Below are 24,640 nucleotides of genomic sequence, written 5' to 3' on the forward strand. Positions count from 1 at the left end.
TCGAGTCTGCGACCTCGACCGGACTTGAGGTCAAGGCCCGAACTTCCTGCTCACAGGCCGTTGTCAGTGCCGTGTGGCACGGTGGGGCCATGACGAACACGAGGCGCGGGCAGGGTGCGGTGACACGTCGTCCACGCCTGCCGCAGGTGCGGCTTCCGGAGCTGTGGACGTACGAGGGCGCGGGGCTGGAGCCCGAGGGGGATCACGAGGGCGTCGGCTTCCGGGGGGCCGACTTCACGGGGCAGGACGGCACCACGTCGCGCTTCATCGACTGTCTGTTCGATCAATGCGTGCTGGACGACACGGGGCTCGGCCGGGCCCGGTTCGCCGACTGCGTCCTCCAGGCGCCGCGCGGGGTGGGCACCGGGCTGGCCGGCGCGTCCCTGCGGGACGTCGAGATACGGGACGCACGCCTGGGCGGGACGCAGCTGCACGGCGCCGTGCTGGAGCGGGTCCTGGTGCGCGGCGGCAAGATCGACTATCTGAACCTGCGGTCGGCCGTGCTCAAGGACGTCACCTTCGAGGGCTGTGTGCTGGCGGAGGCCGACTTCGGCGGCGCGACGCTGGAGCGCGTGGCCTTCCGCGACTGCGTGCTGCGCCGCGCCGACCTCACCGGGGCGCGGCTCACCGACGTCGACCTGCGCGAGCTGGCCGAGCTGGACGTGGCCGCGGGCATCGAGCGGCTGGCGGGCGCGGTCGTCACCCCGGCCCAGCTGCTCGACCTGGCCCCGGCGTTCGCGGCGCACATAGGTCTGCGGGTGGCGGCGCCGGGGGAGTGACGGGGCCGCGGGCTCCGGCGCCGACCGGGGCGCCGTCGCGTCACACCCGGGGGAAGCGGGTCTGCAGGTTCCAGACGGCGGGGTTGTCGGCGAGGCCCTCGTGCATGTCGGCCAGGTCGGCGATCAGGTCGTGCAGGAAGTCGCGGGCCTCGCGGCGCAGCTCGGCGTGGCCGAAGGTCAGCGGGGCCTCGTCGGGCGCCCAGTCGGCGGTGACGTCGACCCAGCCGAAGCGGCGCTCGAAGACCAGGCAGTCGGTGGACTCGGTGAAGTCGAGCTCGGCGAACTGCGTCGTGGCCGAGCGGCTGCCGCGGGGGTCGCGGTCGAGCTGCTCGACGATGTCGCACAGGGCCCAGGCGAAGTCGAGCACCGGCACCCATCCCCAGGCTGTGGACAGCTCCCGGTCGGCCTTGACGTCGGCGAGGTAGACGTCGCCGCAGAACAGGTCGTGCCGCAGTGCGTGCACGTCCGCGGTCCGGTAGTCCGTCTGGGGCGGGTCCGGGAAGCGGCGGGAGAGGGAGTAGCCGAGGTCGATCACGCCTCGATGGTACGTACTGCCCGGACGGCGCGTACTGCCCCGGCGACGGGTGCTGCCCCGGCTGCGCGTACTGCCCGGACGGCGCGCTGCCGGGGCAGCGCGTACGGCGACAGGCCCGCGCCCCCGCCGCCGTGGGGCGGAGGGGGCGTGAGCCCTGGGGAGGACCTGCGGTTACTTGACGTTGATCGCGGACCAGGTGGCGGCGACCGTCTTGTACTCGTTGCTGGTCGAGCCGTACAGGTCCGCGGTGGCCTTCAGCGTCGCGGTCCGGGCGGCCTTGTAGTTGGTGGTGGAGGTGAAGTACGTGGTCAGGGCCTTGTACCAGATCTTGGTGGCCTTGTCCCGGCCGATACCGGTGATCTTGGAGTTGTTGTAGGTCGGGCTGTTGTAGCTCACGCCGCCCAGGACCTTGCTGCCGCTGCCCTCGGACAGCAGGTAGAAGAAGTGGTTGGCGGGGCCGGACGAGTAGTGGACGTCCACGTTGCCGAGCGAGGAGGACCAGTAGTCGCGCGAGGAGCCGTCCTTGCTGGGCTTGTCCATGTAGCGCAGCGGGCTGCCGTCGCCGTTGATGTCGATCTTCTCGCCGATCAGGTAGTCGCCCGGGTCGGCGGAGTTGTTCGCGTAGAACTCGGCGGCGGTGCCGAAGATGTCGGAGGTCGCCTCGTTCAGACCGCCGGACTCGCCGCTGTAGTTGAGGTTGGCGGTGGCGGCGGTGACGCCGTGGCTCATCTCGTGGGCTGCCACGTCGAGGGAGGTCAGCGGGTGGGCGTTGTTCTCGCCGTCGCCGTACGTCATGCAGAAGCAGTCGTCGTCCCAGAAGGCGTTGACGTAGCCGTCGCCGTAGTGGACGCGGGAGTAGGCGCCCTTGCCGTCGTTGCGGATGCCGTTGCGGCCGAGCACGTTCTTGTAGAAGTCCCAGGTGACGGCCGCGCCATAGGCGGCGTCCACGCCGGCGGTCTGGCGGCCGCCGCCCCACACGTCGCTGGAGTTGGTGAACAGCGTGCCCGTGCCGGACGTGCCCTGGTTCAGGTCGTACGTCTTGTGGCCGCCGCGGGCGCCGTCGGTGAGGCTGTAACCGGAGGACGTCTTCGTCGTCGTCAGCGGAACCGTGCCGCTGTAGGTGCTGGTGCCCGTGCCGGTGTGCACGCGCTCCTCGGAGTACAGCTTCTTGCCGGTGTTCGCGTCGGTGATGATCCGCAGCTTGCTGGGCGTGCCGTCCTTCTGGACGCCGGTGACGAAGGTCTCGTACGCCAGCACGGCCTTGCCCTGCGCCGCCCAGATCACCTTGCGCGGCGCCTGGCCGGCCTCGGCCTTGGCCGTCTTCTCCTCGGCGGCGGCGCTCAGCGCGCTCTTCTTCGCCGTGCCCGGCCCGAGGGCGGAGGTCGCGGTGGGCACGGCTATCGGGGCGTCGGTCGCCTTGGTGACGTCGCGGGCGCCGTTCTTCTTCTCGTGGACCACCAGGTCGCCGCCGAGCACCGGCAGACCGTCGTACGTGCGCTCGTAGCGCGTGTGCACCGTGCCGTCCGCGTCCTTGACGACGTCGCGGGCGACCAGCTTCTCCTTGCCGTCGAGGCCGATCTTCGCGGCGGTCGAGGCGGCCTCGCCCTGCGCGTCCTTGATGGCCGCGGCCCGCTGGCCGGCCGACAGCGCGAGCTGCTGCCCGCCCTCGGCCTTGTCGGCCGAGGCGTTCGCCGAGCCGGTCGTCGCGCCGATCACGACCATCGCGGCCGAGGCGACCAGGGCGGCTGCACGCAGGGAGGTCGTGCGGGGGGTGGCGGTGTTGCTTCTCAACTCAGTCTCCTATGAGGGGGGTTACGGGCAGCGTGCGCCGACGCCGCTCGTTGGTACAGGAGTTGTGCAGGAGCGAATTGAGGAGAGAGTGCCACTGATCGACCGACTTTGACAGGGGCGCAACAAGGATTTGATCTATCGGTAAACAAATAGCGGTCATTTGCGTCCGCTATGCGGTGAGTTGGGAAGTCTCGAAGGAGTGTTCACCCGCCGGTCGGGCGCCGTTTGTATGCAGAATCGAATCGACCGGCGAAGGGGGAGAGGCGAGAGGATGCGCGCGTGTCGATCCGAATCTATATGGAGTCAGATGTTCCGAGGAATCTGCGCGTTCAAGTGGACGCACTGCACGAGGAGGCGTGGCCCGGCACGGGCGGAAGCGGCGGACACGACCCCGCACTGCACCCGGTGACCCTGCTGCTGGTCTCGGCGCAGGACGAAGTGCTGGCGGCCCTCGACATCCTCACCAAGGACATCGAACACGGCGCGCCCGGCGGGCCGATCGAGCGCTACCGGGCCGCGGGCCTGAGCGCGGTCGTCACGGCGCCGGCGCACCGGGGCACGGGAAACGGGCGGCGGCTCGTGGCCGCCGCCCGTGACGAGATGGCGCGAAGCGGTGCCGACCTGGGGATCTTCACCTGCGACCGCCCGACGCGGGGCTTCTACGAGAGCGCGGGCTGGCGGGTGCTGGAGGGTGCGGTCCTCATCGGCGGTACGCCGCAGGACCCCTTCCCCAGCGACCGGCCGGGGTTCGACAAGGTGACCATGGCCGACTTCTTCACCGAGCGCGCGCGGCGCGCGGAGCCGGCCTTCCGGGGGAGCCGCATCCGGCTCCACCCCGGGGAGATCGACAGGTTGTGGTGAGGCGGTTGTGTTGGGGCGGGGGGACGGCTCCGACTACTGCTGGTCGTCCGGCCGCCGCTCCTGGGTGCCGAGCTGCTCGTTGATCTTCTGCTGAGCGGTGTCGACCTGGCTCTGGTACTTGTTCCCCGTCCGGGCGTCGAAGGCGTCACCGCCCTTCTCGACACCCTGTCGGGCGACGTCCTCGTGTCCCTTGAGCAGTCCCTTGAGCTTGTCGAGCATGGACATGGCGCGATCCTCCCGGGGCGCGGTCCTTCTCCGTGTGTACCTGACCCCCTCAGGATCGCCAGCGCGGCCCCGGCCCGCATCCCGAGCCCAGGGCGTACGGGTGCGGGGGCGGGGCGTACGGATGGCCGGGTCAGGCTTCGGGCCGGGCTCCGGGCCGGGCTTCGGTTCGGGCTCCGTCGACGGCGTCCATGAAGCGCAGCAGCCGGCCGTTGGTCGCCTCGGCGTGGTCGATCTGGGGGCCGTGACCGGTCTGGTGCACGATCTCGACCCGGGCGCCCGGCACCAGCCGCGGGACGCGTTCGAGCTGCCGCTGCGGGTGCAGCAGCAGGCTGCGCGCCCCCAGCAGGACGTGCAGCGGCGTACGGACCGTGGCCAGCTCCTCGTCGGTGAGCGGGAGCGGGGCCGGCCGGCGTATCCGGTAGGCGCGCACGCCCAGCATGACCATCCGCTGCAGTTCGGGCATGACCAGGACCGGCTGGTCCAGCCACACCGCCAGGCGCCGGCGCAGCGGGCCGGGTGCGAAGGTGGCGAACGCGCTGAGGAAGATCCAGGCGAAGAAGCGCGCCCCCACCTTCTCCAGGCCGCCGGGGTCGAGAAGGGTGGCCGAGGCCAGCCGGGCGGGGCGGCGGTGCGCCTGGTTCAGCGTGAGCCAGCCGCCGTAGGACGCCCCGACCAGGTGGACCTCGTCCAGACCGAGGCCGGCGAGCACCTCGTCCAGCCACTGCGCCGCGCGTTCGGGCTGGTGGATGGCCGTGTGCTGGACGCTGCGCCCGGGATCGCCGGGGGTGTCGACGGCGTACACGGTGCGCTGCGCGCTGAGGGCGGCGACGTTCGGGTACCACATGGCGGAGTTGGAGCCGGCGCCGTGCACCAGCACGACGGGGGTGCGGTGCGGGTGCGCTGCCGCGGGGCCGTAGCGGTAGACGTGCGTGGTCCCGAAGGCGGTCTCCACGTCCGCTTCCGCGGCCGGGGCCGGGCCCAGGGCGAAGACCTCGTCGCAGGCGGCGAAGTAGCGCTCGCGCAGGGCGTCGTTCACGTAGCGGCCCACGTCGGCCGGGAGACGGTCGCGGGACGTGGTTGCGGGCGCGGACATGGGTCGACCACCTCCGAGGGGGTGCGGTTTGTGGTACGACCGTACCATGAACGTGATACGGCTGTACCATGAAGATCGGAGAGCGGACAGGGGAGCGGACAGCGGGGAGCGCAGATGCCCAAACGCGTGGACCACGACGAACGACGCCGGCAGATCGCCGAAGCGCTCGTCCGGGTCGCCGGCCGGCGAGGACTGCACGCCGTCGGCATGCGCGACGTGGCCGCCGAGGCCGGCGTCTCGCTCCGACTGGTGCAGTACTACTTCGAGACAAAGGAGAAGCTCCTCCTCTACGGCCTGCGCCACCTGACCGCCGGACTCGAAGCCCGGGTCGCCGCCCGCGTACGAGCAGCCGGCGCCGCCGCCGGCCCCCGCGCCCTCATCGAGGCCCTCCTGACGGAAGCGCTGCCCACGGACGAGGAGAGCCGCACGTTCCACCTCGTCCACACCGCGTACGCCGTCCTGTCCGTGACGGACGAGGCCCTGGCGGCCCAGCCGTTCACGGACGACCCCGACGCGGCGGAGAACGCGGTGGCGGGCCTCCTCCAACGCGCGAAGGACGCGGACCTCGTACCCCCGCAGACTGACGTCCGCACGGAGGCGATCACCCTGCTGGCCCTGTCGGCCGGCCTGGGAACGTCGGTCCTGGTGGGCCAGCGGACGGCGGAGTCGGCAACGGCGGTGCTGCGCCACCACTTGGACCGGCTGTTCGGGGACAGGCCCTAGCTTCGGCTGCGGGCGGAGTCCTTCGGTGCCGCCCGCATGCCGACGTAGCAGCAGGGCGTGCCGTCCTGGAGGGCGGAGAAGACCACGGGCATCCAGTCCTCGCTGAAGGCGCCGCTGCCGGGTGCGGCGAAGACGTTGCCGGTCACGGGGACGAGGTCCGCCTCGAGGGCCGGTGACAGGTTCTTCATCCCGTCCACGAACTCGTACAGCAGGTGCAGGCCGCCGTCGGTCCGCTCGGTGACGGTGATGACGACGCCCTCGCGGCGGTACGTCCCCGCGAACGGCGTGGCGGCGACGGCCGGCGGCTGCGCCGCCGGGCCGAAGGCCGGGGGCAGTTCGACGCCGGCCAGTTCGCCGAGGAGCTCGCGGGACAGGTCGGCGTGCAGGCGGCGCGAGCCGCCGCCGTTGGTGAGCAGGGCGACGGCGACGCCCGCGCCGGGAACCACGCGCAGGAATCCGTACTGCCCGATCGTGGCGCCGTCGTGGCCGAAGCCCGGGGTGCCCAGCCAGTCGTACAGCGTCCAGCCCAGGCCCCAGCCGTCCGAGTCGACGGTCCACTTGTCCGGCGAGTCGGCGTGCCGCCGCTGCATCGCCGCGACCGCGTCGGCGCCGAGCAGGCGCGTGCCGTCCGGCGCCGTGCCGCCGGCAAGGTGCATCCCGGCGAGCCGGACGACGTCGCCGGCCGATGCGCACAGCACGCCGCCGTACGGGCCGGAGGAGCGGGGCAGCATGTTCCACGCCGGCGCGGGCTCGGGCTCCTGCCCCGGCCCGCCCAGGTGCCCCATGGCGGCCCGGAACCGCAGGACGTCCTCGGGCAGCGTCACGGTGCGGGTGAGGCCGAGGGGCGCGCACAGCCGCTCCTGCAGCGCCTCGTCCCAGGTCTGCCCGGTCAGCACCTCGACGATGCGGCCGAGGACGTTGTAGCCGACGCTGCTGTAGGAGAACGTGCCGGGCGGCCCGTCGAGCGCCACACCCGCGGCCGCCTCGACGTAGCGCGCCAGGCAGTCGTCACCGCGCCCGGTGTCATGGGTGAAGTCGCACGTCAAGCCGCTGGTGTGGCTGAGCAGTTGACGCGTCGTGATCACCTTGGTGGCCTCCGGGTCGGCCGTGGCGAACTCCGGCAGCACGTCCACCACCGGCGCGTCCAGGTCGAGGGCACCGGACGCGGCGAGCTGCATCACGAGCGTGGCGGTGTGCAGCTTGGTGATCGAGCCGACCTGGAACACGGAGTCGGTCGTGACCTCCACGCCGGTCCCGCGGTGCAGTACGCCGCCGGCCACCTCGTGGACGACGCCGTCGACCAGGACGGCGAGGGACGCGCCGGGGACGTGGTGCGCGATGCGGAGCTGGTCCAGCCGGGCCTGCCAGTGGGCGGTGTCGAACGACATGAGTGTTCCCCCTGAGTGATGTGCGGTCGGTCGCCGTACGGTGTACGGGACGTCGAACACTGTACGGCGAGCGAACACAATTCGTAAAGCCGTACACTGTTCGGCGCAGGTGGATGGGGCGAGGAGGCCGCAATGAAGCAGTCGGAACAGTCGGCACAGCAGGCGTTGCCGTCGGTGTGGACGAGGCCGGAACGCCGACGCCGCGACCAGCCGGCACTGAGCCGGGAACAGATCGTGGCCACGGCCCTGGAACTACTCGACAGCGAGGGCATCGACGCCCTGAGCATGCGCAAGCTCGGCGCCCGCCTCGGCGCAGGCGCAGCCTCCCTCTACACGCACGTCGCCAACAAGGACGAGCTCATCGAGCTGGCCGTCGACGAGGTCTACGGAGAGGTCGAGCTCCCGGAGGCGGGTGGGGCGGCGGACGGTGAGTGGCGTGCAGCCGCGGCCCAGTGTGCGCACGGCCTGCGGGCGGCGTTCCTGCGACACCCCTGGATCGCCTCCGTACTGGGCGAAGCGGGGCTCTCCCACCTCGGACCCAACATGCTGCGCATGTCCGAGGCAATGCTCGGGGTCTTCGAGGACGCGGGCTTCCCCCTGGAAGAGGCCGACCAGGCGGTGAACACGCTCAGCGCGTACGTCATCGGCGCGGCGACCAGCGAGGCGGCATGGCTCACGCTCCTGACCCGCAGCGGCCGCAGCGAGCAGGAGTGGGTGGAACACCTGTGGCCGGCGGCCGAGCGAGCGGTGGAACCGTACCCCCGGCTGCGCAGGCTGTACGCGACCCGGCGCGCCCAGGACGCGGAGGGCGCCCGCGGCGATGCGTTCGGGACGGGGCTGGACAGTGTCCTGGACGGGCTGGCGACCCGGCTGCGGGGGTGAGCGCGGGTGCGGCCCGGGGGTTTGGTGGCGGAGTGTGCGCTGCGCCGCTGCGCGGCTTGGGGGGCGGAGGGCCGGGCTGCGCCCTGGGGGCCCACCCGCTGCGCGGCTGGAAGGGCGAGCCCCGAACTGGCGGCGTTCCCCTTTCTTGTTGGGCGGTCGCTCCGCTTCGCTGCGCTGTCAGGCGGGCCGGAACTGGGTTGGGTGCCGTCTTGGCAGCGGAAACCCTCGCGGGGGGTGCCCTCGCGGTGAGGGGTAAGGCTGCCAAGCCGCGCAGCGGCGGGCTTCACTGCGATCCGGGGTGACCTCCGCCTTGCGGGGCTCGCCCTTCAGCCGCGCAGCGGCGCAGCTTCGCTTCATCACCCACCCCGGTGCCGGGCATCGATCCCGTGCGGGGTGCGCGCTTCCAGCCGCGCAGCGGGTGGGCCGCCCAGGGCGCAGCCCGGCCCTCCGCCCCCCAAGCCGCGCAGCGGCGCAGCGCACCCTCCGTCACCAGACCCACCCACCCGCACCCGCTCGTTCAGCCCCGCTGCGGCATCAGGTGTGCCCACCGGAAGTGGCTGCGCACGGCCACCGTCGCATCGGTGATGGCCTTCGTGTCGCCGCCCTTCACCGCCTCCCGCCGCGCCGCCTCCAGGTCGGCGCACTCCGTGCAGCCGATCGGCGATGCCGAAACGGTGCCGGGCAGGCCGGCGGCCCGGCGCTCCTGCGGCGTCGCCAGGCGCAGCGCGTTCGTGGGTACGTACCACTCGTACGCGCCGCCCGGTTCCTTGACCCGCACGTGCGGTCGGCGTTGCCCAGTACTTGCGCGAGCGTCGCGTCCCGCGTGTCCACGACGTAGGCCCCTTCGCGGTAGGTCACGGAATGTTCCCTTCGGGTTGTGCTGACCGATGCGGGCCTCAGCCTGGTGCGACAGGTCCTAGCTTCGGGAGGGGGCACGCGGTTACAACAGCACTGTGGGCAAGGAGAGTTAGGCCATGGCCAACACATCGGGTGGTACCGGCTGGCACAGCAGGGCGAAGTTCGGATGGGAGTTCTTCGGGGCCGAGCTGAAGCGTCGCCGTGAGGAGCGTGGTCTCTCACAGCAGGAGCTGGGACGTCGAGTCTTCTGTTCCGGGTCGTACATCGGTCAATTCGAAGCAGGCATGCGTAAGCCGCAGCTGGAGATCGCCGAGCGCATCGACGTGGAGCTCGGGACCGACGGCTTCTTCGCCAGGATGTGCCGGCAGCTGATCGACAACGAGCCCTACTTCGACTACTTCGTGGAGGCGAAGTACCTCGAAAGCATCGCCACCGCGATTCACGCGTATGCGCCGCTGTACGTGCCCGGACTGTTTCAGACCGCCGCTTACGCCCGATCTGTGATGATCGGCAGCTTCCCGCTGGCGCCGGACAGCGATATCGAGCGATGGCTTGCCGGTCGGCTGGAGCGCCAGGCGATCCTTGAGCATCCAACAAAGCCCTTGCTGTGGGCTGTCCTCGACGAAAACGTCATTCGCCGCCCGATCAGCGGGCCCCGTGTCATGCACGAACAGCTGGTGCACCTGGCGGCCCTCGCCGACAGGCGGCGCATTATGTTGCAGGTGGTACCGATGAGCGAGGGCACTCTCACCCTGGGTGGGCTGCTCAAGCTCATGAGCTTTGAAGACGCTCCAACCGTCGCGTACGAGGAAGGTGCCATGAGCGGCATGCTCAGGGATGATCCAGCACAGGTGGCCCGCTACCAGCTTGCCTACGATTTCATCAGGGCGACTGCGCTGTCACCGGCGGCTTCCTTGGACCTGATCAGAACCGTGGCGGAGGAGTATGGAGATGAGTCGTGAAGACCAGTCGCCGAGTGGCGCCGTTTGGCGCAAGAGCCGCTACAGCGGAGGTGGCGGCAACGATTGCCTCGAAGTCGCCGACAACCTACCGAACTTAACCCGCGTCCGGGACAGCAAGCGTCCCCAGGGCCCCACCCTGGCCTTCCCCGCACCCGCGTGGGCCGCCTTCGTGGCGTACCTGCGGTAGAAGCTGGCGTGGGTCGGACCAGCGCATCCGTGGCGGAGGAGTATGCAGATGAGTCGTGAAGATCAGGTGCCGGGCGACGGTGTTTGGCGCAAGAGCCATTACAGCGGGGCGGGCGACGATTGCCTCGAAGTCGCCGACGACATACCCCACATAACCCGCGTCCGCGACAGCAAGCACCCCCAGGGCCCCACCCTGGCCTTCCCCGCACCCGCGTGGGCCGCCTTCGTGGCGTACCTGCGATGACGTACCGCCGGCGTTCCGCCCGAGTGCTGCTGCTCGACGGCGCGGACCGCATCCTCCTGCTGAAGTTCCACGTAGATCCGGAGGATCCCGCGGCCGGGCACGGGTGGTGTGCGCCCGGGGGCGGGGTGGAGGACGGGGAGACGTTGGCGCAGGCGGCTGCGCGCGAGCTGCGGGAGGAGACGGGGCTGGTCGTGGCGCCGGAGGCGCTCGGGCCGGCAGTTGCGTACACGTCCGGGTACGCCGATCTCGGGTGGGCGGAAGGGGTCTTCCGGGACGACTACTTCCACTGCCGCGTGGCGCGTCACGCGGTCGACATCAGCGGGCAGGGCGCCCATGAGCTCAAGTACCACGCCGGGCACCGCTGGTGGGCGCCCGGCGAGCTCGTCGGTACCGCGGAGACCGTCTACCCCGCCGGCCTGGCGGGCCTGCTCGGCGAGCTGGTCGCCGGGCGCGTGCCGGCCGAGCCCGTACGGCTGCCCTGGCATCACTGACGGCGGCATCACTGACGGCGTCAGCCGCCGGCCTCCGCGCGCCGGACCAGGGCGGCTATGCGGGCGGTGATCGCGGGCCACACCTCGCGGGGGAGGCTGTGGCCCATGCCCTCGACCAGCAGGAGTTCCGCGCCCGGGACGGCGGCCGCCGTGGCGCGGCCGCCGCTGGTGTCGCACATGACGTCGTCGGTGCCGTGGATGACGAGGGTGGGGACGCGCACCGAGCGCAGGGCGCTCGTGCGGTCGCCGGAGGCGAGGGTGGCGACGGACTGGCGCAGCATGCCGGTGAGGTCGTGGCCCCGGTCGTAGGCGCGTCCGGCCCGTTCGGCGGCGGCCTCTTCGTCGTACGGGAATCCGGGGGAGCCGGTCGTGCGGAAGGCGCGGACGCGCCAGTCGATGTAGCCCTGGCGGTCCGGCGGTGGTGCGCCGATTCCGGCGAGGGCGGCGAAGCGGGGCTGGCCGACGCGGCGGTCGCCGGTGGTGGCCATCATGGACGTCAACGACCGGACGCGGCGGGGATGTTCGATGGCGATCGTCTGGGCGACCATGCCGCCCAGGGACGCACCGACGAGGTGGGCGCTGTCGAGTCCGAGGGCCTGGAGCAGGCCGACGGTGTCGGCGGCCATGTCGGAGAGGGTGTACGACGCGGAGGTGAAGTCGCCTGCCAGGGCGGCCTGGAGGTCGGGCGCGGGCGCGTCGTGGAAGTGGGTGGAGCGCCCGGAGTCGCGGCTGTCGAACTGGATGACGTGCAGGCCGTGGTCCACGAGTGCGGTGCAGAAGCCGTCGGGCCAGTCGGTGAGTTGGGCGCCGCCGCCCATCAGCAGCAGGACGGGCGGGTTCTTGGGGTCGCCCAGGCGCTCGTAGGCGATGTCGATGGCGGACGGTCCGACGTTCAGGGCCTTTTCCTCGCTCACCGTCGTACCAGCTCCTCGGTGCAGAGGGTGTGCGGAGGGGACGACGGAGAGGCTTCCCTGGCGCCGGTTTCCTTATCCGTCGCCCAGGGAGCACAGGAGGCGCTTGAGGGCGCCTGCGAGTGCGTCGCGTTCGGGGCCGGTGAGGGCGGTGAGGAGGCGTTCTTCGGTGGCGACGTGGTCGGGCAGGGCGCGGTCGACGAGGGCCCGGCCCTCGTCGGTGAGGGTGACGACGACGCTGCGGCCGTCGTCGGGGCTGGGGGCGCGGGTGACCAGGCCGCGTTCCTGGAGGCGGTCGAGGCGCTGGGTGATGGCGCCCGAGGTGACCATGGCCGAGCGCATGAGCGCGGCGGGGGTGAGGCGGTGGGGCGGGTCGCTGCGCCGCAGGGTGGCGAGGACGTCGAAGGATGCCCTGTCCAGGCCGTGTGCCGCGAACGTGCGGCCGAGCTCGGCGGTGACGAGCTGGTGCAGGCGTGACAGGCGGCCGATGACGGCCATGGGGGAGACGTCGAGGTCGGGGCGCTGGCGGGCCCACTGTTCGAGGATGCGGTCGACGTGGTCGGTGTCGTGGGCGGTCTCGTGGTCGGTCGTCACGGCTCCAGCCTAGCCCCGGATTGCTTAGCGGTGAGACAGATTGCTTAGCGCTGAGATATATTGGCTTAGTGCTAAGCAACCCGAGGGGTGGCCGCAGGGCCGCCACCGTGCTCACGACCGCGCTGGCGCCCGCCGTCTGGGGCACCACCTACTTCGTCACCACCGAGTTCCTCCCGCCCGGCCGGCCCCTGCTCGCCGCCGTCGTCCGGGCACTGCCGGCCGGTCTGGTGCTGGTGGCTCTCACCCGCCGGCTGCCGAGCGGCAGCTGGTGGTGGCGGGCGGCGGTGCTCGGGGCGCTGAACATCGGCGCCTTCCTCGCCCTGCTGTTCGTCGCCGCGTACCGGCTGCCGGGTGGCGTCGCCGCCACCGTCGGGGCCGTCCAGCCGCTGATCGCGGCCGGGCTCTCGGCCGCGCTGCTGGGCGAACGCCTCTCGCTGCGCACGGTGGCGGCCGGTGTGGCCGGCATCGCCGGGGTGAGCCTGCTCGTGCTGCGGGCCGGTGCACGACTGGACGGGCTGGGCGTCGCTGCGGCCCTCGGCGGCGCGGTGGTCATGGCCACCGGTGTCGTGCTCAGCAAGCGCTGGACCTCGCCCGCGCCGCTGCTGGCGACCACCGGCTGGCAGCTGGTGGCGGGCGGCGTGCTGCTGCTGCCGGTCGCCCTGCTGGTGGAGGGCCCGCCGCCGGCGTCGCTGACGACCGCCAACCTTGCCGGGTACGCCTACCTCACGGTCATCGGCTCGGCGCTGACGTACGCGCTGTGGTTCCGCGGGATACGGGCGCTGCCCGCCACCGACGTCACCTTCCTGGGGCTGCTGAGCCCGGTCGTCGCCACGACGGTGGGGTGGCTGGCCCTCGGCCAGGACCTGACGCCGGCGCAGGTATTGGGCGGCGTCGTCGTGCTCGGCTCGCTCGTCGCCGCCCAGATACGGACGCGGAAGCCGGCGCCGCAGTCGCGGCCGCAGCCGCGGCCTACGGTGCCGCAAACCCAAAGGAGCTGAGAGAAATCATGCGCATCACCGTCTTCGGCGCCGCCGGAAGCGTGGGCAGCCGGATCGTGGCCGAGGCCCTGCAGCGGGGACACGAGGTGACGGCCGTCGTACGGGACGCGGCCCGCTTCGGCGAACTGCCGCCGGGCGCCCGGCACCGTACGGGCGACGCCTCGGTGGCCGCCGACGTCACCGCGCTGGGCGCGGGCCAGAACCTCGTCGTCGGCGCCACCCGGCCCGCCGCCGGCCGGGAGGACGACCACGGCGCCACCGCCACCGGCCTGCTGGCGGGGCTCGCGGGGACGGGCGTACGGCTGCTGGTGGTCGGCGGCGCGGGCAGCCTGGTGGTACGGGATTCGGGCAAGCCCGTGTACGACGACCCGCGCTACGTGCCCGCTGCGTGGCGGGGCATCGCCCTGGCGAGCGTCCGGCAGTTCGAGGTCTTCCGGAACGCCGGTACGGCCGCCGTCGACTGGACGTACCTGAGCCCGCCGGCGCTGCTGGAGCCGGGCGCGCGGACGGGGACGTACCGGGCGGGGCGCGACGAGCTGCTCGTCGACGCCGCGGGCCGCTCGGAGATCTCCGTCGAGGATCTCGCGGTGGCCGTGCTCGACGAGGCGGAGCACCCGCGCCGCCGCGGGCGGCGCTTCACGGTGGCGTACTGAGGGCCGGTCGCTTCGGCTGTGGCCGAAAGTCTGTGCGATGTCCCTCGGCTTCCCGGCACGCTGACGACGTAGCTGACGGCGTACCGGCATGTCGGTACGTCACGTGGGTGTCATCAGGAGGGGAACGTCATGCGAGTGAGAGACGCCGCCATCGTGCTGGCGGCCGCTGGTGCGCTGCTCGCGCCGGTGGCCGGGACGGCATCGGCGGCACAGGCCACGCCGCAGTCGGCTCCGGCCGTCCACTGCCGGCTGGAGAACTTCATCGGCTACTACTGCGGCCACTACAGCGGCGCGGACTACACCGACTTCGGGGATCGTGGGGAGCGGGTCAAGGAGATCCAGTCGCTACTGGTCTTCAGCGGGTACTCGGTCGGTTCCACGGGCATCGACGGCGAATTCGGGCGGGCCACGGAGCGGGCCGTGAAGAGGTTCCAGGCCGACAACGGGCTGAAGGACGACGGCAAGGTGGGCCCCAAGACCTGGCACGCATTGCGCACGCCCTGACCGGCCGCTCTTGACGCGGTGACGCCCCGCACGGCGGGGAGTCACCGCGTCGGCGGTGCGTCTTCAGACGTTGACGCCGAAGTCCTGGGCGATGCCGACCAGGCCCGAGGCGTAGCCCTGGCCCACGGCGCGGAACTTCCACTCCGCGCCGTGGCGGTAGAGCTCGCCGAAGACCATGGCGGTCTCGGTGGCCGCGTCCTCGCTCAGGTCGTAGCGGGCGATCTCGGCGCCGCCGGCCTGGTTGACGATGCGGATGTAGGCGTTGCGCACCTGGCCGAAGTTCTGGCCGCGGGAGGCCGCGTCGTAGATGGAGACCGGGAAGACGATCTTGTCGATGTCGGCCGGCAGGGCGGCCAGGTTGACGTTGATCTGCTCGTCGTCGCCCTCGCCCTGGCCGGTGCGGTTGTCGCCGGTGTGGACGATGGACTGGTCCGGCGTCGACTTGTTGTTGAAGAAGACGAAGTGGCCGTCGGAGTAGACGCGACCGGACGGGTTGACGGCGATCGCGCTCGCGTCGAGGTCGAAGTCCGTGCCGGTGGTGGTGCGGACGTCCCAGCCGAGGCCGACCGTGACGGCCGTCAGGCCCGGGGCCTCCTTGGTGAGGGAGACGTTGCCGCCCTTGGACAGGCTTACAGCCATGGGATGGTCCCTTTCTGCGTACGAGCTGCGTCGCCCCTCATAACGCCATGTGGGGGACCGAGGGTTCCAGGTCCCTTTACTTTCTTTGCCGGACATTAACGGGATGACGAGTTCCGGCCGTCGGGGACATCATGGAACGCATGTCCGGCCCTTATGTCATCCGCGGTTCCGTCACGCTCCCCGAGGGGGAGCTGATGTGGCGTTTCTCCCGTTCGTCCGGGCCGGGCGGGCAGCACGTCAACACCAGCGACAGCCAGGTGGAGCTGCGCTTCGACCTGGCGGCGACCGAGGCGTTGCCGCCGGTGTGGAAGGAGCGCGCCCTGGCCCGGCTCGCGGGCCGCCTGGTCGACGGCGTGGTGAGCGTACGGGCCTCCGAGCACCGCTCGCAGTGGCGCAACCGCGAGACCGCGGCCGTACGGCTGGCGGCCCTGCTGGCGGAGGCGAGCGCCCCGCCGCCCAAGCCGCGCCGGGCGACGAAGATCCCTCGCGGTATCAACGAGCGCCGGCTGCGGGAGAAGAAGCAGCGCGCCGAGACGAAGCGGGGGCGCTCCGCGCGGGACTGGCACTAGGCGCCCCGTAAGGGGCGCGAGGAACTGCGCGACAAGCCACGACGCACCCGCAGACGAAGTGCGGGCTTCGCCCGGCCCCCGGGGCGGTGCGTCGACTGCGGGCCGTCGGTGGCCGCTCGCGCAGTTCCCCGCGCCCCTTCGGGGCGACGTGGTGCTGCATGACGCACTCCGCCTGCGGGTGCGTCGCGGCTCGTCGCGCCCACGCGGCGGCAGCCGCAGATCGATGCCGCCCCGCGCCCCTTACGGGGCGCTGCTACGCCAGGTGGCGGTAGCGGCCCTGGAAATACGTCAGGGGGCCGCTGCCCGTGTCGGGCGTGTCCACGCGCAGCACGCGGCCGATGACGAGCGTGTGGTCGCCGGCGGTCACGCACTGCTCGGTGCGGCACTCCACGGCGGCGAGGGCGCCGCGCACCAGCGGGGCGCCGGTGACCGGGCCGCGCGTGGTGGCCATGTCCTCGAAGAGCAGCCGGTCGCTGAGGCGGCCCTTCATCGCGAAGCGGCCGGCGATGTGGCGCTGCTCCTGCGCCAGGACGGAGACGGCCCACAGCGGCTGCCGCTCCAGCAGCTCGTCCATGCGCGAGCCGGTGCGCACGCTCACCATGACCAGGGGCGGGTCGAGGGAGACGGACAGGAAGGCGGTGGCCGTCATGCCGACGTCCTCGCCGCGCGGCCCGTCCTCCGGGTCGTGCGCGGTCACCAGCACCACGCCGGCGGCGAGCCGTGCGAGTGCGGCACGGAACTCGTCGGCGGTCACTCCCTCACGGGCACCCTCACTGGCACCACTGGCACTGGCGGCGGTCACCCCTTCAGGATGGGCTATGCCGGTCACGGTGGGCGTAGTCGTCTGCAACACGCTCCGCACGCTAGTCGCCCCGGGGGACGGGACGCATCGGGCCCGGGGACGAGAGGGGGAGGGAGCAGGGTCCTAGGTCGCAGGGCCCCGTGTGCCGCAGGGCCCCGTGTGCCCGAATTTGCGTTCACGAAGCATAGAGGCCACTCGAACGCCAGTAGCGCGACGCGATCACTCACTGTGACATGAGTCACAGTGGCCTCTAATTGTTGACCCTGTGTACCGGGCAGTCAGCTCGCTGTGATTCAGTGGCCGGGTAATCGGACGAAAACAAGAAGTCTGGAGTTGCTGTCGAGGTCTCGGGGGAGAGCGAGCTATGGAGACCGAGTCGGAGCCGTACGTCCGCCTGGCGACCTTGAAACAGGTCCACCGGGCCATCGCGGACCTGAACACCGCGCGAAGCCTCGCGGACACCTTGCAGACCGTGGCCGACGGTGTCGTCACCGGGCTCGGCTACGAGCTCTCGGCCGTCAATCTCGTACGACCGGACGGTGACCTCGTGGTTGCCGCGGTGGCCGGCAGTGCCAGTGCCGAGGCGCTCATGGCGGGGCGCGTCGGGTCGCGCGTGTCGTGGGAGCGCCGGCTGGCCATGGGCGACCAGTGGGGCGAGCTGAGGTTCATTCCGTACACGGAGGGCTGGGTCCTCGACGACGACGACGTTCCGCAGTGGCACACCGGCGGACCGGCGCCGCGCTTCGCCGACGAGTGGCACCCGATGGACCGGCTGTTCGCGCCGATGTATACGACCGGGCCGTCCGGCGGCGAACTGCTGGGCGTCATTTCGGTGGACAAACCGCGCAATGGGCGCAGACCGGGCGCATGGGGCCGCGAAGCCCTTCAGATGTATGCATCGCAAGCGGCGATTGCAATCAGTAACGCTCGCTTGCGCGCAAACATGCAACGCGCGTTGGTCAGACTCGAACGCGAACAGCAGGCCCTGCGCGCCAGTGAGGAAAGCTTCCGCCAGGCCTTCGAGTACGCCCCCAGCGGCATGGCCATCGCCGAGATGGGCGGCGACCAGCACGGCCGCCTGCACCGCACGAACGACGCCCTGTGTCGGCTGCTGGGCCGCTCCGCCTCCCAGATGCGCCGCTACTCCTTCTCCGACCTCGTGCACCCGGACGACGTCGGCACCCTGCTGCGCACCTCCGCCGAGGGCGGCCGCGCCGAACTGCGCCTCGCTCGGCGCGACGGCACCTTCGTATGGGTCTCCCTGCGCAACTCCGTCGTCGCCGACGCCGCCGACGGGCCCCGCTACCTGCTCACGCACGTCGAGGACATCGAGGAGCGCAAGCGGCACGAACTGCAGCTCGCGCACCGGGCCAGCCACGACTCGCTCACCGGCCTGCCCAACAGCGCCGAACTGCGCGCCCGCCTCAGCAGCCGGCTGTGCGGCCGGCCGCCCGGCAGCGAGACGCACGGAGCGGCCACCGTCGCCCCGTACGGGCACCTGGAGGGCTTCGCCGAGGTCGAGAGCGTCACCGCGGGCGTCGGGGTGCCGGCCGCGCTGGAGACCGCGGGCATCGGGGCCGGTGCGGGGGCCGGCCCGGGCCACGGTCACGGCCACAGTCACGGCTTCGGCTCCGATGCCGGGCCCGACTACGCGCCGGACTTCCCCCCGGTCTCCCCGGAGGACTACGGCAGCATGCCGCCGGCCAGTGGCTACGACCACCATCACGAGCACGCCATCGCCCCCGACGAGGACATCGCCGACGGCACCAAGGGCCTCGCCGTCCTCTTCTGCGACCTCGACGGCTTCAAGGCGATCAACGACCGCTTCGGGCACCACACCGGTGACGAGGTGCTCATAGAGGTCGCTCGGCGGCTCAGCAGCGGGGTACGCGACGGCGACACGGTCGCCCGGCTCGGCGGTGACGAATTCGTCGTCCTGGCCGACGGGCTCACGCCCGCCGACGCCGAGGATCTTGCGGCCCGGCTGCGCAATGCCATCATTCCGCCCATAAGGGTCGACGGACGCGCCGTGCGGGTGGGGGCCAGTTTCGGAATCGGCTGGGCCGGCTGCGGAATGTCCGCCGACGAGGTGCTCCACTCGGCCGACCAGCGGATGTACGTCGAGAAGAGATCACGCGCCAAGGCGGGAAGACGTGCCGGCTGAGTGCCGGGAGCATGGGGTTTTGCGTACGTTGTGAAGGGCAGGGGCACGGCGTGAAACCACCCTCTCGGGGTACGCTTCGCCGATGCGGCAACCGCCGCCGACAGCTGCGGTTTCGGCGGGTATCAGCGTGGGCGCCGAAGGGCACACCATGTGGGGAGTGACAGGGGATGACGGCCGGTAACAACGGCACGGGCACGGGCCCGGGCACCGGTACGCCGGAGAACGACGATCCGTTCGGCTACCTGTACCGCTCGGAGGGCGGCGAGGGCACCAACCAGGACTCCGCCGGCTACCAGCCGGGCGTCCCGCGCACGTCGTACAACCAGGTCCGCCCGGTCGGCTCCCGCACCTACGGCGGCGCCCAGGGCGTCGGCGCCACCCAGCGCCCGAACCCGCACTACGCGGCCCCGGAGACGCTCGGCCGCGGCGCGCCGGCCCCCAGCGCCCCGCCCCAGGGCGGCCACGCCGCACCCCCTGCCCGGCCGAAGCGCCGCGGGCTGCTCATAGCTGCGGTGGCGGTCGTGCTGGTCGTGGCGGGCGGCATCGGCGCGGCGATCGTGACCAACATGTCGGGCGACGACAAGAGCGACCAGCAGAACAGCGCCAGCGGTGAGGACCAGGGCGAGGCCCAGAAGTCCAAGAAGGACAGCGGCGCGAAAAAGGGTGACGACAGCCCCAAGAACCCGTCGGCGGCCGGCATGATGCAGCGGGACGCCGCGAGCCTCCGGCTCGGTGGCGGGGCCACCACGGCCAAGGACGTCAAGGGCGCGAAGGCCGACGGCGGCACATACGTCGCCGGCATGAACACGGTGGGCGCCTCGGTCGAATGGGTGCTGGAAGTCCCGCAAGCTGGTGAGTACACGGTGTTCGTCGGCTACGGCGTGCCGGGCGTGGACGCCAATTCCACGCTCTCCATCAATGGGTCCGCGCGCAGCCAGGCGCTGAACATGAAGAACTTCGCCCAGGCCAAGAACGGTGATTGGGAGAAGGGCTGGACCCGTACGTACGCCTGGATCGACCTGAACAAGGGCACGAACACCATCAAGGTCTCGTGCGAGCAGGGCAATCAGTGCAACTTCAACCTCGACCAGGTGTGGCTGAAGCCGGGGCATGTGAACGGCTGACGCCGGAGAAGCGACGAAAGCCCCGAGCCTTCGCGTCCCGAGGCGGAACGCGAAGGCCCGGGGCTTCGTGCCGGGCGGGTCGGTCAGCCCTGGCCGAAGCCCACGCAACGGCTCGCAACCCAGGCCTTGCGGCCCTTGTAGTTGAGCGGGGTCCACGTGTTGTACTTGGTGGACGAGCCGGGGCAGGTGTAGGAACCGCCGGTCTCCTCCCCCGTGCAGTACTCGTACCAGCAAGGAACATCCTGCTTGGCCGGAATCCTGGCGAGCACGGGCGCGGACGTGGTCTGCGCGGAGCGGACGTTCCACGCGTTGTTCCAGTTGCTGGCCTGACCCCAGCCGTAGGCCTGGGCGGCCGACGATCCCGCAAACAGTGCGCCCAGTGCGAGCACGCCGCTCATGGTCATCATCCGTATCCCTCGGCGCATTTCTTCCCCTCGGACAGTCTCGTGGTCACCTCTCGCAACCGGTACCGGGGCGAGAGGTTCAAGATCATATAGATTTTTTGTTCGATTTAATAATCGGATTCCAGCCGGTTTGCTCCCCCTGACTCCGCCTCAAGAGCGCACGGCCTCCAGGAACTGCGTCACCACCCCGGCCATCGCCTCGCGGGCCGGGGTGAGGTGTTTGCGGGGGTCCGTCGCCTGGGGGTGGGATCCGAGGGAGGCGCGGAGCGTGGTGGTGAAGGCGCGGTTCAGGGCCGTGCCCACGTTGATTTTGCGGATGCCGGCGGCGATCGCCGCGCGGAGTTCGGAGTCGGGGACGCCCGAGGAGCCGTGGAGGACCAGGGGGACGGGGACGGTCGCGCGGAGGGTGGCGATCAGGGTGTGGTCCAGGGTGGCCGTGCGGGTGGTCATGGCGTGGCTGCTGCCGACCGCCACGGCGAGGGCGTCCACGCCGGTTTCGGCGACGTAGGCGGCGGCCTCGGTGGGGTCCGTACGGACGCCGGGGGTGTGGGCGTCGCCCGGTTTGCCGCCGATGCGGCCGAGTTCGGCCTCCAGCCAGATGCCGCGGGCGTGGGCCCAGCGGGCGGCTGCGGCCGTGGCCTTGACGTTGTCGGCGTAGGGGAGTTTCGACGCGTCGTACATGACGGAGTCGAAGCCGTGGGCGTGGGCGGCGTGGAGGAGGTCCACGGTCTCGACGTGGTCGAGGTGGAGGGCGAGCGGGGCGCTGGAGGTGCGGGCCACGGCGGCGGTGGCGGCGGCGAGGGGGCCGAGGTTGCCGCCGTGGTACTTCACGGCGTTCTCGGAGATCTGGAGGACGGCGGGGGCGTTGCCCGCGGCTTCGGCTCCGGCGGCGATGGCTTCGGCGTGTTCGAGGGTGATGACGTTGAAGGCGGCGAGGGGGCGGCCGGTCTTCATGAGCTCGCTGGTGCGGGTGAGGGGCATGTGCGGCTCCTGTCGTGGGGTGTCACATTGCCGTGACCCGTACCTGCGGGAGCAGGTCCTCGTACGCCGCCGCGTCGAAGTCGCCCGCCGTCGGTGAGCGGACGGTGGCGGCGGCGAGGGCCACGGCCTGGGTGAGGCGTTCGGGCCAGGGCAGGTCGCGGGCGAGCAGGAGGCCGGCCACGGCCGAGTCGCCGGCGCCCGTGGGGTTGCCCTGCAGGGGCCGGGGTGTGGTGGCCCGCCAGGTGCCGTCGGAGGTGACGGCCAGCATGCCGTCGGGGCCGAGGGAGGCGGCGACCGCGTGGGCGCCGCGGCGGCGGGCGTCCATGGCCGCGCGCAGGGGTTCGGTGGAGCCGGTGAGTGCCGCCAGTTCGGCGGCGTTGGGCTTGACGAGGTCGGGGCGGGCGGCGATGCCGCGTCGCAGGGGTTCGCCGCTGGTGTCGAGCAGGACGGGTACGTGGCGGGCGCGGGCCTGGCGCACGAGGTGGGCGTAGGCGCCCACCGGTACGCCCGGTGGCAGGCTGCCGCACAGGGCGACGGCCTGCGCGTCGCGCAGGAGTTGGACGTAGCGGTCGGTGAAGGCGGCCCATTCGCCGGGGGTGATGTCGGGGCCGGTCTCGTTGAGCTGGGTGGTGGTTCCGGTGGCGGCGTCGGTGACGGCGACGGTGCGGCGGGTGGTGCCGGTGACGGGGAGGAGGGCGTCGGTCAGCGGCCCGGGTGCGTCGGCCAGCAGCCGGCGCAGGGTCTCGCCGGTGGGTCCGCCGGCGAAGCCGGTGACGACGGTCTCGTGGCCGAGGGCGGCCAGGACGCGGGCGACGTTGAGTCCTTTGCCGCCGGGGCGTTCGAGGGCCTGGGTGACGCGGTGTTCGGTCTGCGGGAGCAGCCGGGGGACGCGGTAGGTCAGATCGAGCGCGGCGTTGAGCGTGACCGTGAGGATCATCGGCGCCTCTCTCTCCTCGACTCTCTCCTCGGATCTCTCCTCGGACTCTCTCCTCGCCCGGTGGACGACAGCGCCAGTGATCATGCCAAAAGCGCGGCGGCAGGCCCAGACCTCGGGACCTGCCGCCGCGACGCAAGTGAGGGAGGAATCAGCCCACTTCGGGACGGACCAGCCACGCACCCCTGCGCATGACGCCCACCAGGTCGTAGGAGCCGTCGAACACGAGCAGGTCGGCGTCCTTGCCGGGTTCGAGGGAGCCGACACGGTCGTCGACGCCGAGCAGCCGTGCCGGATTGGCGGACAGGGCCCGTACGGCGTCCTCGACCGGCAGCCGGTCGACCGTCACCGCGCGCTTGAAGGCCACGTCGAGGGTGAGCGTGGAGCCGGCGATCGAACCGGCCGTGGGGCCGTCGGCGATGCGGGCGACGCCGTCCGTGACCTCGACCCCCATCGGGCCGAGCGTGTACATGCCGTCGGACATGCCCGCGGCGGCCATGGCGTCCGTGATGAACGCGACGCGGTCCGCGCCGGCCCGGGCGAAGGCCAGCTGCAGGACGGCCGGGTGCAGGTGGGTGCCGTCGTTGATGAGCTCGACGGTGACCCGCTCGTCCTCCAGCAGGGCCGTGACCGGCCCCGGCGCCCGGTGCAGCAGCGAGGGCATCGCGTTGAACAGGTGGGTGGCCACCGTGGCCCCCGCCTCGACGGCCTGCAGCGTGGCCTCGTACGTCGAATCGGTGTGGCCCACGGCGGCGACGACGCCGTGCTCGGCGAGCAGGCGCACCGAGTCCAGCCCGCCGGGCAGTTCGGGGGCCAGCGTCATCATCCGGGCGGCGCCGCGGGCCGCGTCCAGCAGCTTGCGCACGTCCGCCGGGTGCGGGTCGCGCAGCAGCTCCGGCTGGTGGGCGCCGCAGCGGTGCGGCGAGATGAACGGACCCTCGAAGTGGACGCCCGCCAGCTCGCCCTGCTCCGTCAGCTCCGACAGCAGCGCCGCCTGCCGGGCCAGGTCGTCCAGGTCGCCGGTCACCATGGAGGCGACCATGGTCGTCGTGCCGCGCGCGCGGTGCGCGCCGATCGCCGTCATCGCCTCCTCGGCACCACCCGCCTGGAACGACGCGCCCCCGCCGCCGTGCACGTGCATGTCCACGAAGCCGGGGACGATCAGGTGCCCCGTCAGGTCCATGGTGGGCGCCTCGTGCGGCACGCCCTCCGCGATGCGGGTGCCCTCGACCGTCAGCCGGCCGTCCTCCGCGACGCCGGACGGCAGGACCACGCGGGCTCCGGTGAGAACCGTACGTTCGTTCATCGGGCGGATACCTCCGTGGTGTCGTCCGTGGTGTCGGTGGGGACGGCGAGCAGGTCCCAGGCGAGCAGACCGGCGCCCAGGCAGCCGGCGGCGTCCCCGAGGGCCGCCGGGACGATGAGGGGGAGCTTGCGGAACGTCACGCGCTCGGCGACCGCCGCGCGCAGCGGCGCGAACAGCGTCCCGCCGGCCTCGGCCAGCCCACCGCCGATGATCAGCGTGCCGGGGTCCAGCAGGCTGACCGCCACGACGAGGCCGTCGGCGAGGGCGTCCACGGCGCGCTGCCACACGGCACGCGCCCGCTCGTCGCCGGCCTCGACGGCCCGCGCGCAGCCGGCCGCGTCCGCCGCCGGGTCGCCACTGGCCTCGGCCCAGGCACGGCTGACGGCCGAGGCGGAGGCCAGCGTCTCCAGACAGCCCCGGCCCCCGCAGCCGCACAGCGGCGCGTCGGGACCGGTACGGACGGCCACGTGGCCGATCTCGCCCGCATTGCCGTGGGCGCCGGCCTCGATACGGCCGTCGATGCCGATCGCGCCCGCTATGCCGGTGCCCAGCGGCACGAACAGGAAGCGGTCCGCACCCCGGCCCGCACCGATACGGCCCTCGGCCAGCCCGCCGGTCCGCACGTCGTGGCCGACGGCCACGGGAATGCCGCCGAGACGCTCGGCCAGCACGTCCCGCAGGGGCACGTCGCGCCAGCCGAGGTTCGCGGCGTAGACGGCGGTGCCGGAGGCGGTGTCCACGATGCCGGGCACGGCCACCCCGGCGGCCACGGCCCCCTGCCCGTACCGCTCCTCGCCGACGGCCCGCAGCTCGGCGGCCAGCCCGAGAATCCCGTCCACGACGGCATCGGGTCCCCGCTCACGGCCGGTGGGACGGCGCGTCTCGTACAGGAGCGTGTGGTCCGGGGCGACGAGGGCCGCCTTGATGGTGGTGCCGCCGACGTCGAGGGCGATGACGTGTTTCACGCCTGTAGTTTTGCGCGTCGGAGCACGAAAGGTCTAGTCCACTCGCCGGGCGCCTGCGGCGGGCCGCGTCCCGG

Annotated in this window: 29 protein-coding genes; 14 read left to right on the plus strand and 15 right to left on the minus strand. The window is 71.9% G+C overall.

The annotated features are described in order from the left end of the window. Positions 1-89 precede the first annotated feature (89 nt). On the plus strand, positions 90-779 hold the full coding sequence (locus ABD361_RS00605) for a pentapeptide repeat-containing protein (protein WP_344432567.1): 690 nt from the start codon (positions 90-92) through the stop codon (positions 777-779). Positions 780-819: 40 nt separating this feature from the next. On the opposite strand, the gene ABD361_RS00610 is transcribed toward ABD361_RS00605, so the two are convergent. Then, positions 820-1,314, minus strand: coding sequence for a hypothetical protein (locus ABD361_RS00610; protein WP_344432568.1), 495 nt, complete (start codon positions 1,312-1,314; stop codon positions 820-822). A 171-nt stretch (positions 1,315-1,485) separates the two neighbouring features. Continuing rightward, the gene (locus ABD361_RS00615; protein WP_344432867.1) at positions 1,486-3,036 is read right to left on the minus strand and encodes a M4 family metallopeptidase; all 1,551 of its coding nucleotides are present in this window, start codon (positions 3,034-3,036) and stop codon (positions 1,486-1,488) included. Positions 3,037-3,402: 366 nt separating this feature from the next. Between ABD361_RS00615 and ABD361_RS00620 the strand changes: the two genes are divergently transcribed. Further along, positions 3,403-3,966: a GNAT family N-acetyltransferase gene (locus tag ABD361_RS00620; RefSeq protein ID WP_425583100.1), complete on the plus strand. Its 564-nt coding sequence runs from the start codon at positions 3,403-3,405 to the stop codon at positions 3,964-3,966. Between the two features lie 33 nt (positions 3,967-3,999). On the opposite strand, the gene ABD361_RS00625 is transcribed toward ABD361_RS00620, so the two are convergent. Together ABD361_RS00625 and ABD361_RS00630 are read right to left on the minus strand one after the other, a co-directional pair. Beyond that, a complete protein-coding gene (locus tag ABD361_RS00625) occupies positions 4,000-4,191 on the minus strand; it encodes an antitoxin (protein WP_344432570.1) in 192 nt (63 codons plus the stop codon). A 130-nt stretch (positions 4,192-4,321) separates the two neighbouring features. Continuing rightward, entirely contained in the window at positions 4,322-5,284 is a 963-nt protein-coding gene (locus ABD361_RS00630) for an alpha/beta fold hydrolase (RefSeq protein ID WP_344432571.1), read from the minus strand. Between the two features lie 114 nt (positions 5,285-5,398). Between ABD361_RS00630 and ABD361_RS00635 the strand changes: the two genes are divergently transcribed. Continuing rightward, complete coding sequence (locus ABD361_RS00635) at positions 5,399-6,007, plus strand: TetR/AcrR family transcriptional regulator (protein ID WP_344432572.1); 609 nt, start codon at positions 5,399-5,401, stop codon at positions 6,005-6,007. Here ABD361_RS00635 and ABD361_RS00640 read toward each other — a convergent pair. Then, positions 6,004-7,395, minus strand: a complete 1,392-nt coding sequence (locus ABD361_RS00640; RefSeq protein ID WP_344432573.1) for a serine hydrolase domain-containing protein — start codon at positions 7,393-7,395, stop codon at positions 6,004-6,006. The genes ABD361_RS00635 and ABD361_RS00640 overlap by 4 nt on opposite strands. A gap of 132 nt (positions 7,396-7,527) precedes the next feature. On the opposite strand from ABD361_RS00640, the gene ABD361_RS00645 reads away from it, so the two are divergent. Continuing rightward, on the plus strand, positions 7,528-8,277 hold the full coding sequence (locus tag ABD361_RS00645) for a TetR/AcrR family transcriptional regulator (protein ID WP_344432574.1): 750 nt from the start codon (positions 7,528-7,530) through the stop codon (positions 8,275-8,277). A gap of 517 nt (positions 8,278-8,794) precedes the next feature. Here ABD361_RS00645 and ABD361_RS00650 read toward each other — a convergent pair. Beyond that, on the minus strand, positions 8,795-9,055 hold the full coding sequence (locus tag ABD361_RS00650) for a hypothetical protein (RefSeq protein ID WP_344432575.1): 261 nt from the start codon (positions 9,053-9,055) through the stop codon (positions 8,795-8,797). 196 nt (positions 9,056-9,251) lie between these two features. Here ABD361_RS00650 and ABD361_RS00655 point away from each other — a divergent pair, with 196 nt between their 5' ends. Genes ABD361_RS00655 through ABD361_RS00670 form a run of 4 tightly spaced genes read left to right on the plus strand, consistent with a single transcriptional unit; the run spans position 9,252 to position 11,018 of the window. Next, the gene (locus ABD361_RS00655) at positions 9,252-10,097 is read left to right on the plus strand and encodes a helix-turn-helix domain-containing protein (RefSeq protein ID WP_344432576.1); all 846 of its coding nucleotides are present in this window, start codon (positions 9,252-9,254) and stop codon (positions 10,095-10,097) included. Beyond that, complete coding sequence (locus ABD361_RS00660) at positions 10,087-10,284, plus strand: DUF397 domain-containing protein (RefSeq protein ID WP_344432577.1); 198 nt, start codon at positions 10,087-10,089, stop codon at positions 10,282-10,284. Before ABD361_RS00655 ends, ABD361_RS00660 begins: the two co-directional genes overlap by 11 nt. Before the next feature lie 48 nt (positions 10,285-10,332). Then, complete coding sequence (locus ABD361_RS00665; protein ID WP_344432578.1) at positions 10,333-10,527, plus strand: DUF397 domain-containing protein; 195 nt, start codon at positions 10,333-10,335, stop codon at positions 10,525-10,527. Continuing rightward, positions 10,524-11,018: an NUDIX hydrolase gene (locus ABD361_RS00670; protein WP_344432579.1), complete on the plus strand. Its 495-nt coding sequence runs from the start codon at positions 10,524-10,526 to the stop codon at positions 11,016-11,018. The genes ABD361_RS00665 and ABD361_RS00670 overlap by 4 nt, the downstream gene beginning before the upstream one ends. A gap of 20 nt (positions 11,019-11,038) precedes the next feature. Here ABD361_RS00670 and ABD361_RS00675 read toward each other — a convergent pair whose 3' ends face one another. Then, positions 11,039-11,932 (minus strand): alpha/beta fold hydrolase, encoded by an 894-nt coding sequence (locus tag ABD361_RS00675; protein WP_344432580.1) that lies wholly within the window; start codon positions 11,930-11,932, stop codon positions 11,039-11,041. A 72-nt stretch (positions 11,933-12,004) separates the two neighbouring features. Then, on the minus strand, positions 12,005-12,523 hold the full coding sequence (locus tag ABD361_RS00680) for a MarR family winged helix-turn-helix transcriptional regulator (RefSeq protein ID WP_344432581.1): 519 nt from the start codon (positions 12,521-12,523) through the stop codon (positions 12,005-12,007). Between the two features lie 68 nt (positions 12,524-12,591). Here ABD361_RS00680 and ABD361_RS00685 point away from each other — a divergent pair, with 68 nt between their 5' ends. The 3 genes from ABD361_RS00685 (at position 12,592) to ABD361_RS00695 (ending at position 14,678) form a co-directional block, all read left to right on the plus strand. Next, entirely contained in the window at positions 12,592-13,521 is a 930-nt protein-coding gene (locus ABD361_RS00685; RefSeq protein ID WP_344432582.1) for an EamA family transporter, read from the plus strand. Positions 13,522-13,529: 8 nt separating this feature from the next. After that, positions 13,530-14,174 (plus strand): NAD(P)-dependent oxidoreductase, encoded by a 645-nt coding sequence (locus tag ABD361_RS00690; RefSeq protein WP_344432583.1) that lies wholly within the window; start codon positions 13,530-13,532, stop codon positions 14,172-14,174. A 129-nt stretch (positions 14,175-14,303) separates the two neighbouring features. Further along, the gene (locus tag ABD361_RS00695; RefSeq protein WP_344432584.1) at positions 14,304-14,678 is read left to right on the plus strand and encodes a peptidoglycan-binding domain-containing protein; all 375 of its coding nucleotides are present in this window, start codon (positions 14,304-14,306) and stop codon (positions 14,676-14,678) included. A 63-nt stretch (positions 14,679-14,741) separates the two neighbouring features. On the opposite strand, the gene ABD361_RS00700 is transcribed toward ABD361_RS00695, so the two are convergent. Next, positions 14,742-15,317, minus strand: coding sequence for a TerD family protein (locus tag ABD361_RS00700; protein WP_344432585.1), 576 nt, complete (start codon positions 15,315-15,317; stop codon positions 14,742-14,744). Positions 15,318-15,448: 131 nt separating this feature from the next. Here ABD361_RS00700 and arfB point away from each other — a divergent pair, with 131 nt between their 5' ends. Next, a complete protein-coding gene (gene arfB / locus ABD361_RS00705) occupies positions 15,449-15,886 on the plus strand; it encodes an alternative ribosome rescue aminoacyl-tRNA hydrolase ArfB (RefSeq protein ID WP_344432586.1) in 438 nt (145 codons plus the stop codon). Between the two features lie 253 nt (positions 15,887-16,139). Here arfB and ABD361_RS00710 read toward each other — a convergent pair whose 3' ends face one another. Beyond that, positions 16,140-16,688, minus strand: a complete 549-nt coding sequence (locus ABD361_RS00710; protein WP_344432588.1) for a flavin reductase family protein — start codon at positions 16,686-16,688, stop codon at positions 16,140-16,142. Between the two features lie 364 nt (positions 16,689-17,052). Here ABD361_RS00710 and cdgB point away from each other — a divergent pair, with 364 nt between their 5' ends. Then, positions 17,053-18,852: a diguanylate cyclase CdgB gene (gene cdgB, locus ABD361_RS00715; protein WP_344432589.1), complete on the plus strand. Its 1,800-nt coding sequence runs from the start codon at positions 17,053-17,055 to the stop codon at positions 18,850-18,852. A 167-nt stretch (positions 18,853-19,019) separates the two neighbouring features. After that, positions 19,020-19,976, plus strand: coding sequence for a CBM35 domain-containing protein (locus ABD361_RS00720; RefSeq protein WP_344432590.1), 957 nt, complete (start codon positions 19,020-19,022; stop codon positions 19,974-19,976). Positions 19,977-20,059: 83 nt separating this feature from the next. Here ABD361_RS00720 and ABD361_RS00725 read toward each other — a convergent pair whose 3' ends face one another. The 5 genes from ABD361_RS00725 to ABD361_RS00745 form a co-directional block, all read right to left on the minus strand. Continuing rightward, positions 20,060-20,401: a hypothetical protein gene (locus ABD361_RS00725; protein ID WP_344432591.1), complete on the minus strand. Its 342-nt coding sequence runs from the start codon at positions 20,399-20,401 to the stop codon at positions 20,060-20,062. A 129-nt stretch (positions 20,402-20,530) separates the two neighbouring features. After that, a complete protein-coding gene (locus ABD361_RS00730; protein WP_344432592.1) occupies positions 20,531-21,361 on the minus strand; it encodes a class II fructose-bisphosphate aldolase in 831 nt (276 codons plus the stop codon). 22 nt (positions 21,362-21,383) lie between these two features. Continuing rightward, positions 21,384-22,298 (minus strand): 1-phosphofructokinase family hexose kinase, encoded by a 915-nt coding sequence (locus ABD361_RS00735; protein ID WP_344432593.1) that lies wholly within the window; start codon positions 22,296-22,298, stop codon positions 21,384-21,386. 148 nt (positions 22,299-22,446) lie between these two features. Further along, a complete protein-coding gene (nagA, locus tag ABD361_RS00740; protein ID WP_344432594.1) occupies positions 22,447-23,601 on the minus strand; it encodes an N-acetylglucosamine-6-phosphate deacetylase in 1,155 nt (384 codons plus the stop codon). Beyond that, positions 23,598-24,566, minus strand: a complete 969-nt coding sequence (locus ABD361_RS00745) for an ROK family protein (RefSeq protein ID WP_344432595.1) — start codon at positions 24,564-24,566, stop codon at positions 23,598-23,600. Before ABD361_RS00745 ends, nagA begins: the two co-directional genes overlap by 4 nt. Positions 24,567-24,640 lie beyond the last annotated feature (74 nt).

The sequence above is a fragment of the Streptomyces luteosporeus genome (genome assembly GCF_039532865.1).
Taxonomy (GTDB): domain Bacteria; phylum Actinomycetota; class Actinomycetes; order Streptomycetales; family Streptomycetaceae; genus Streptomyces; species Streptomyces luteosporeus.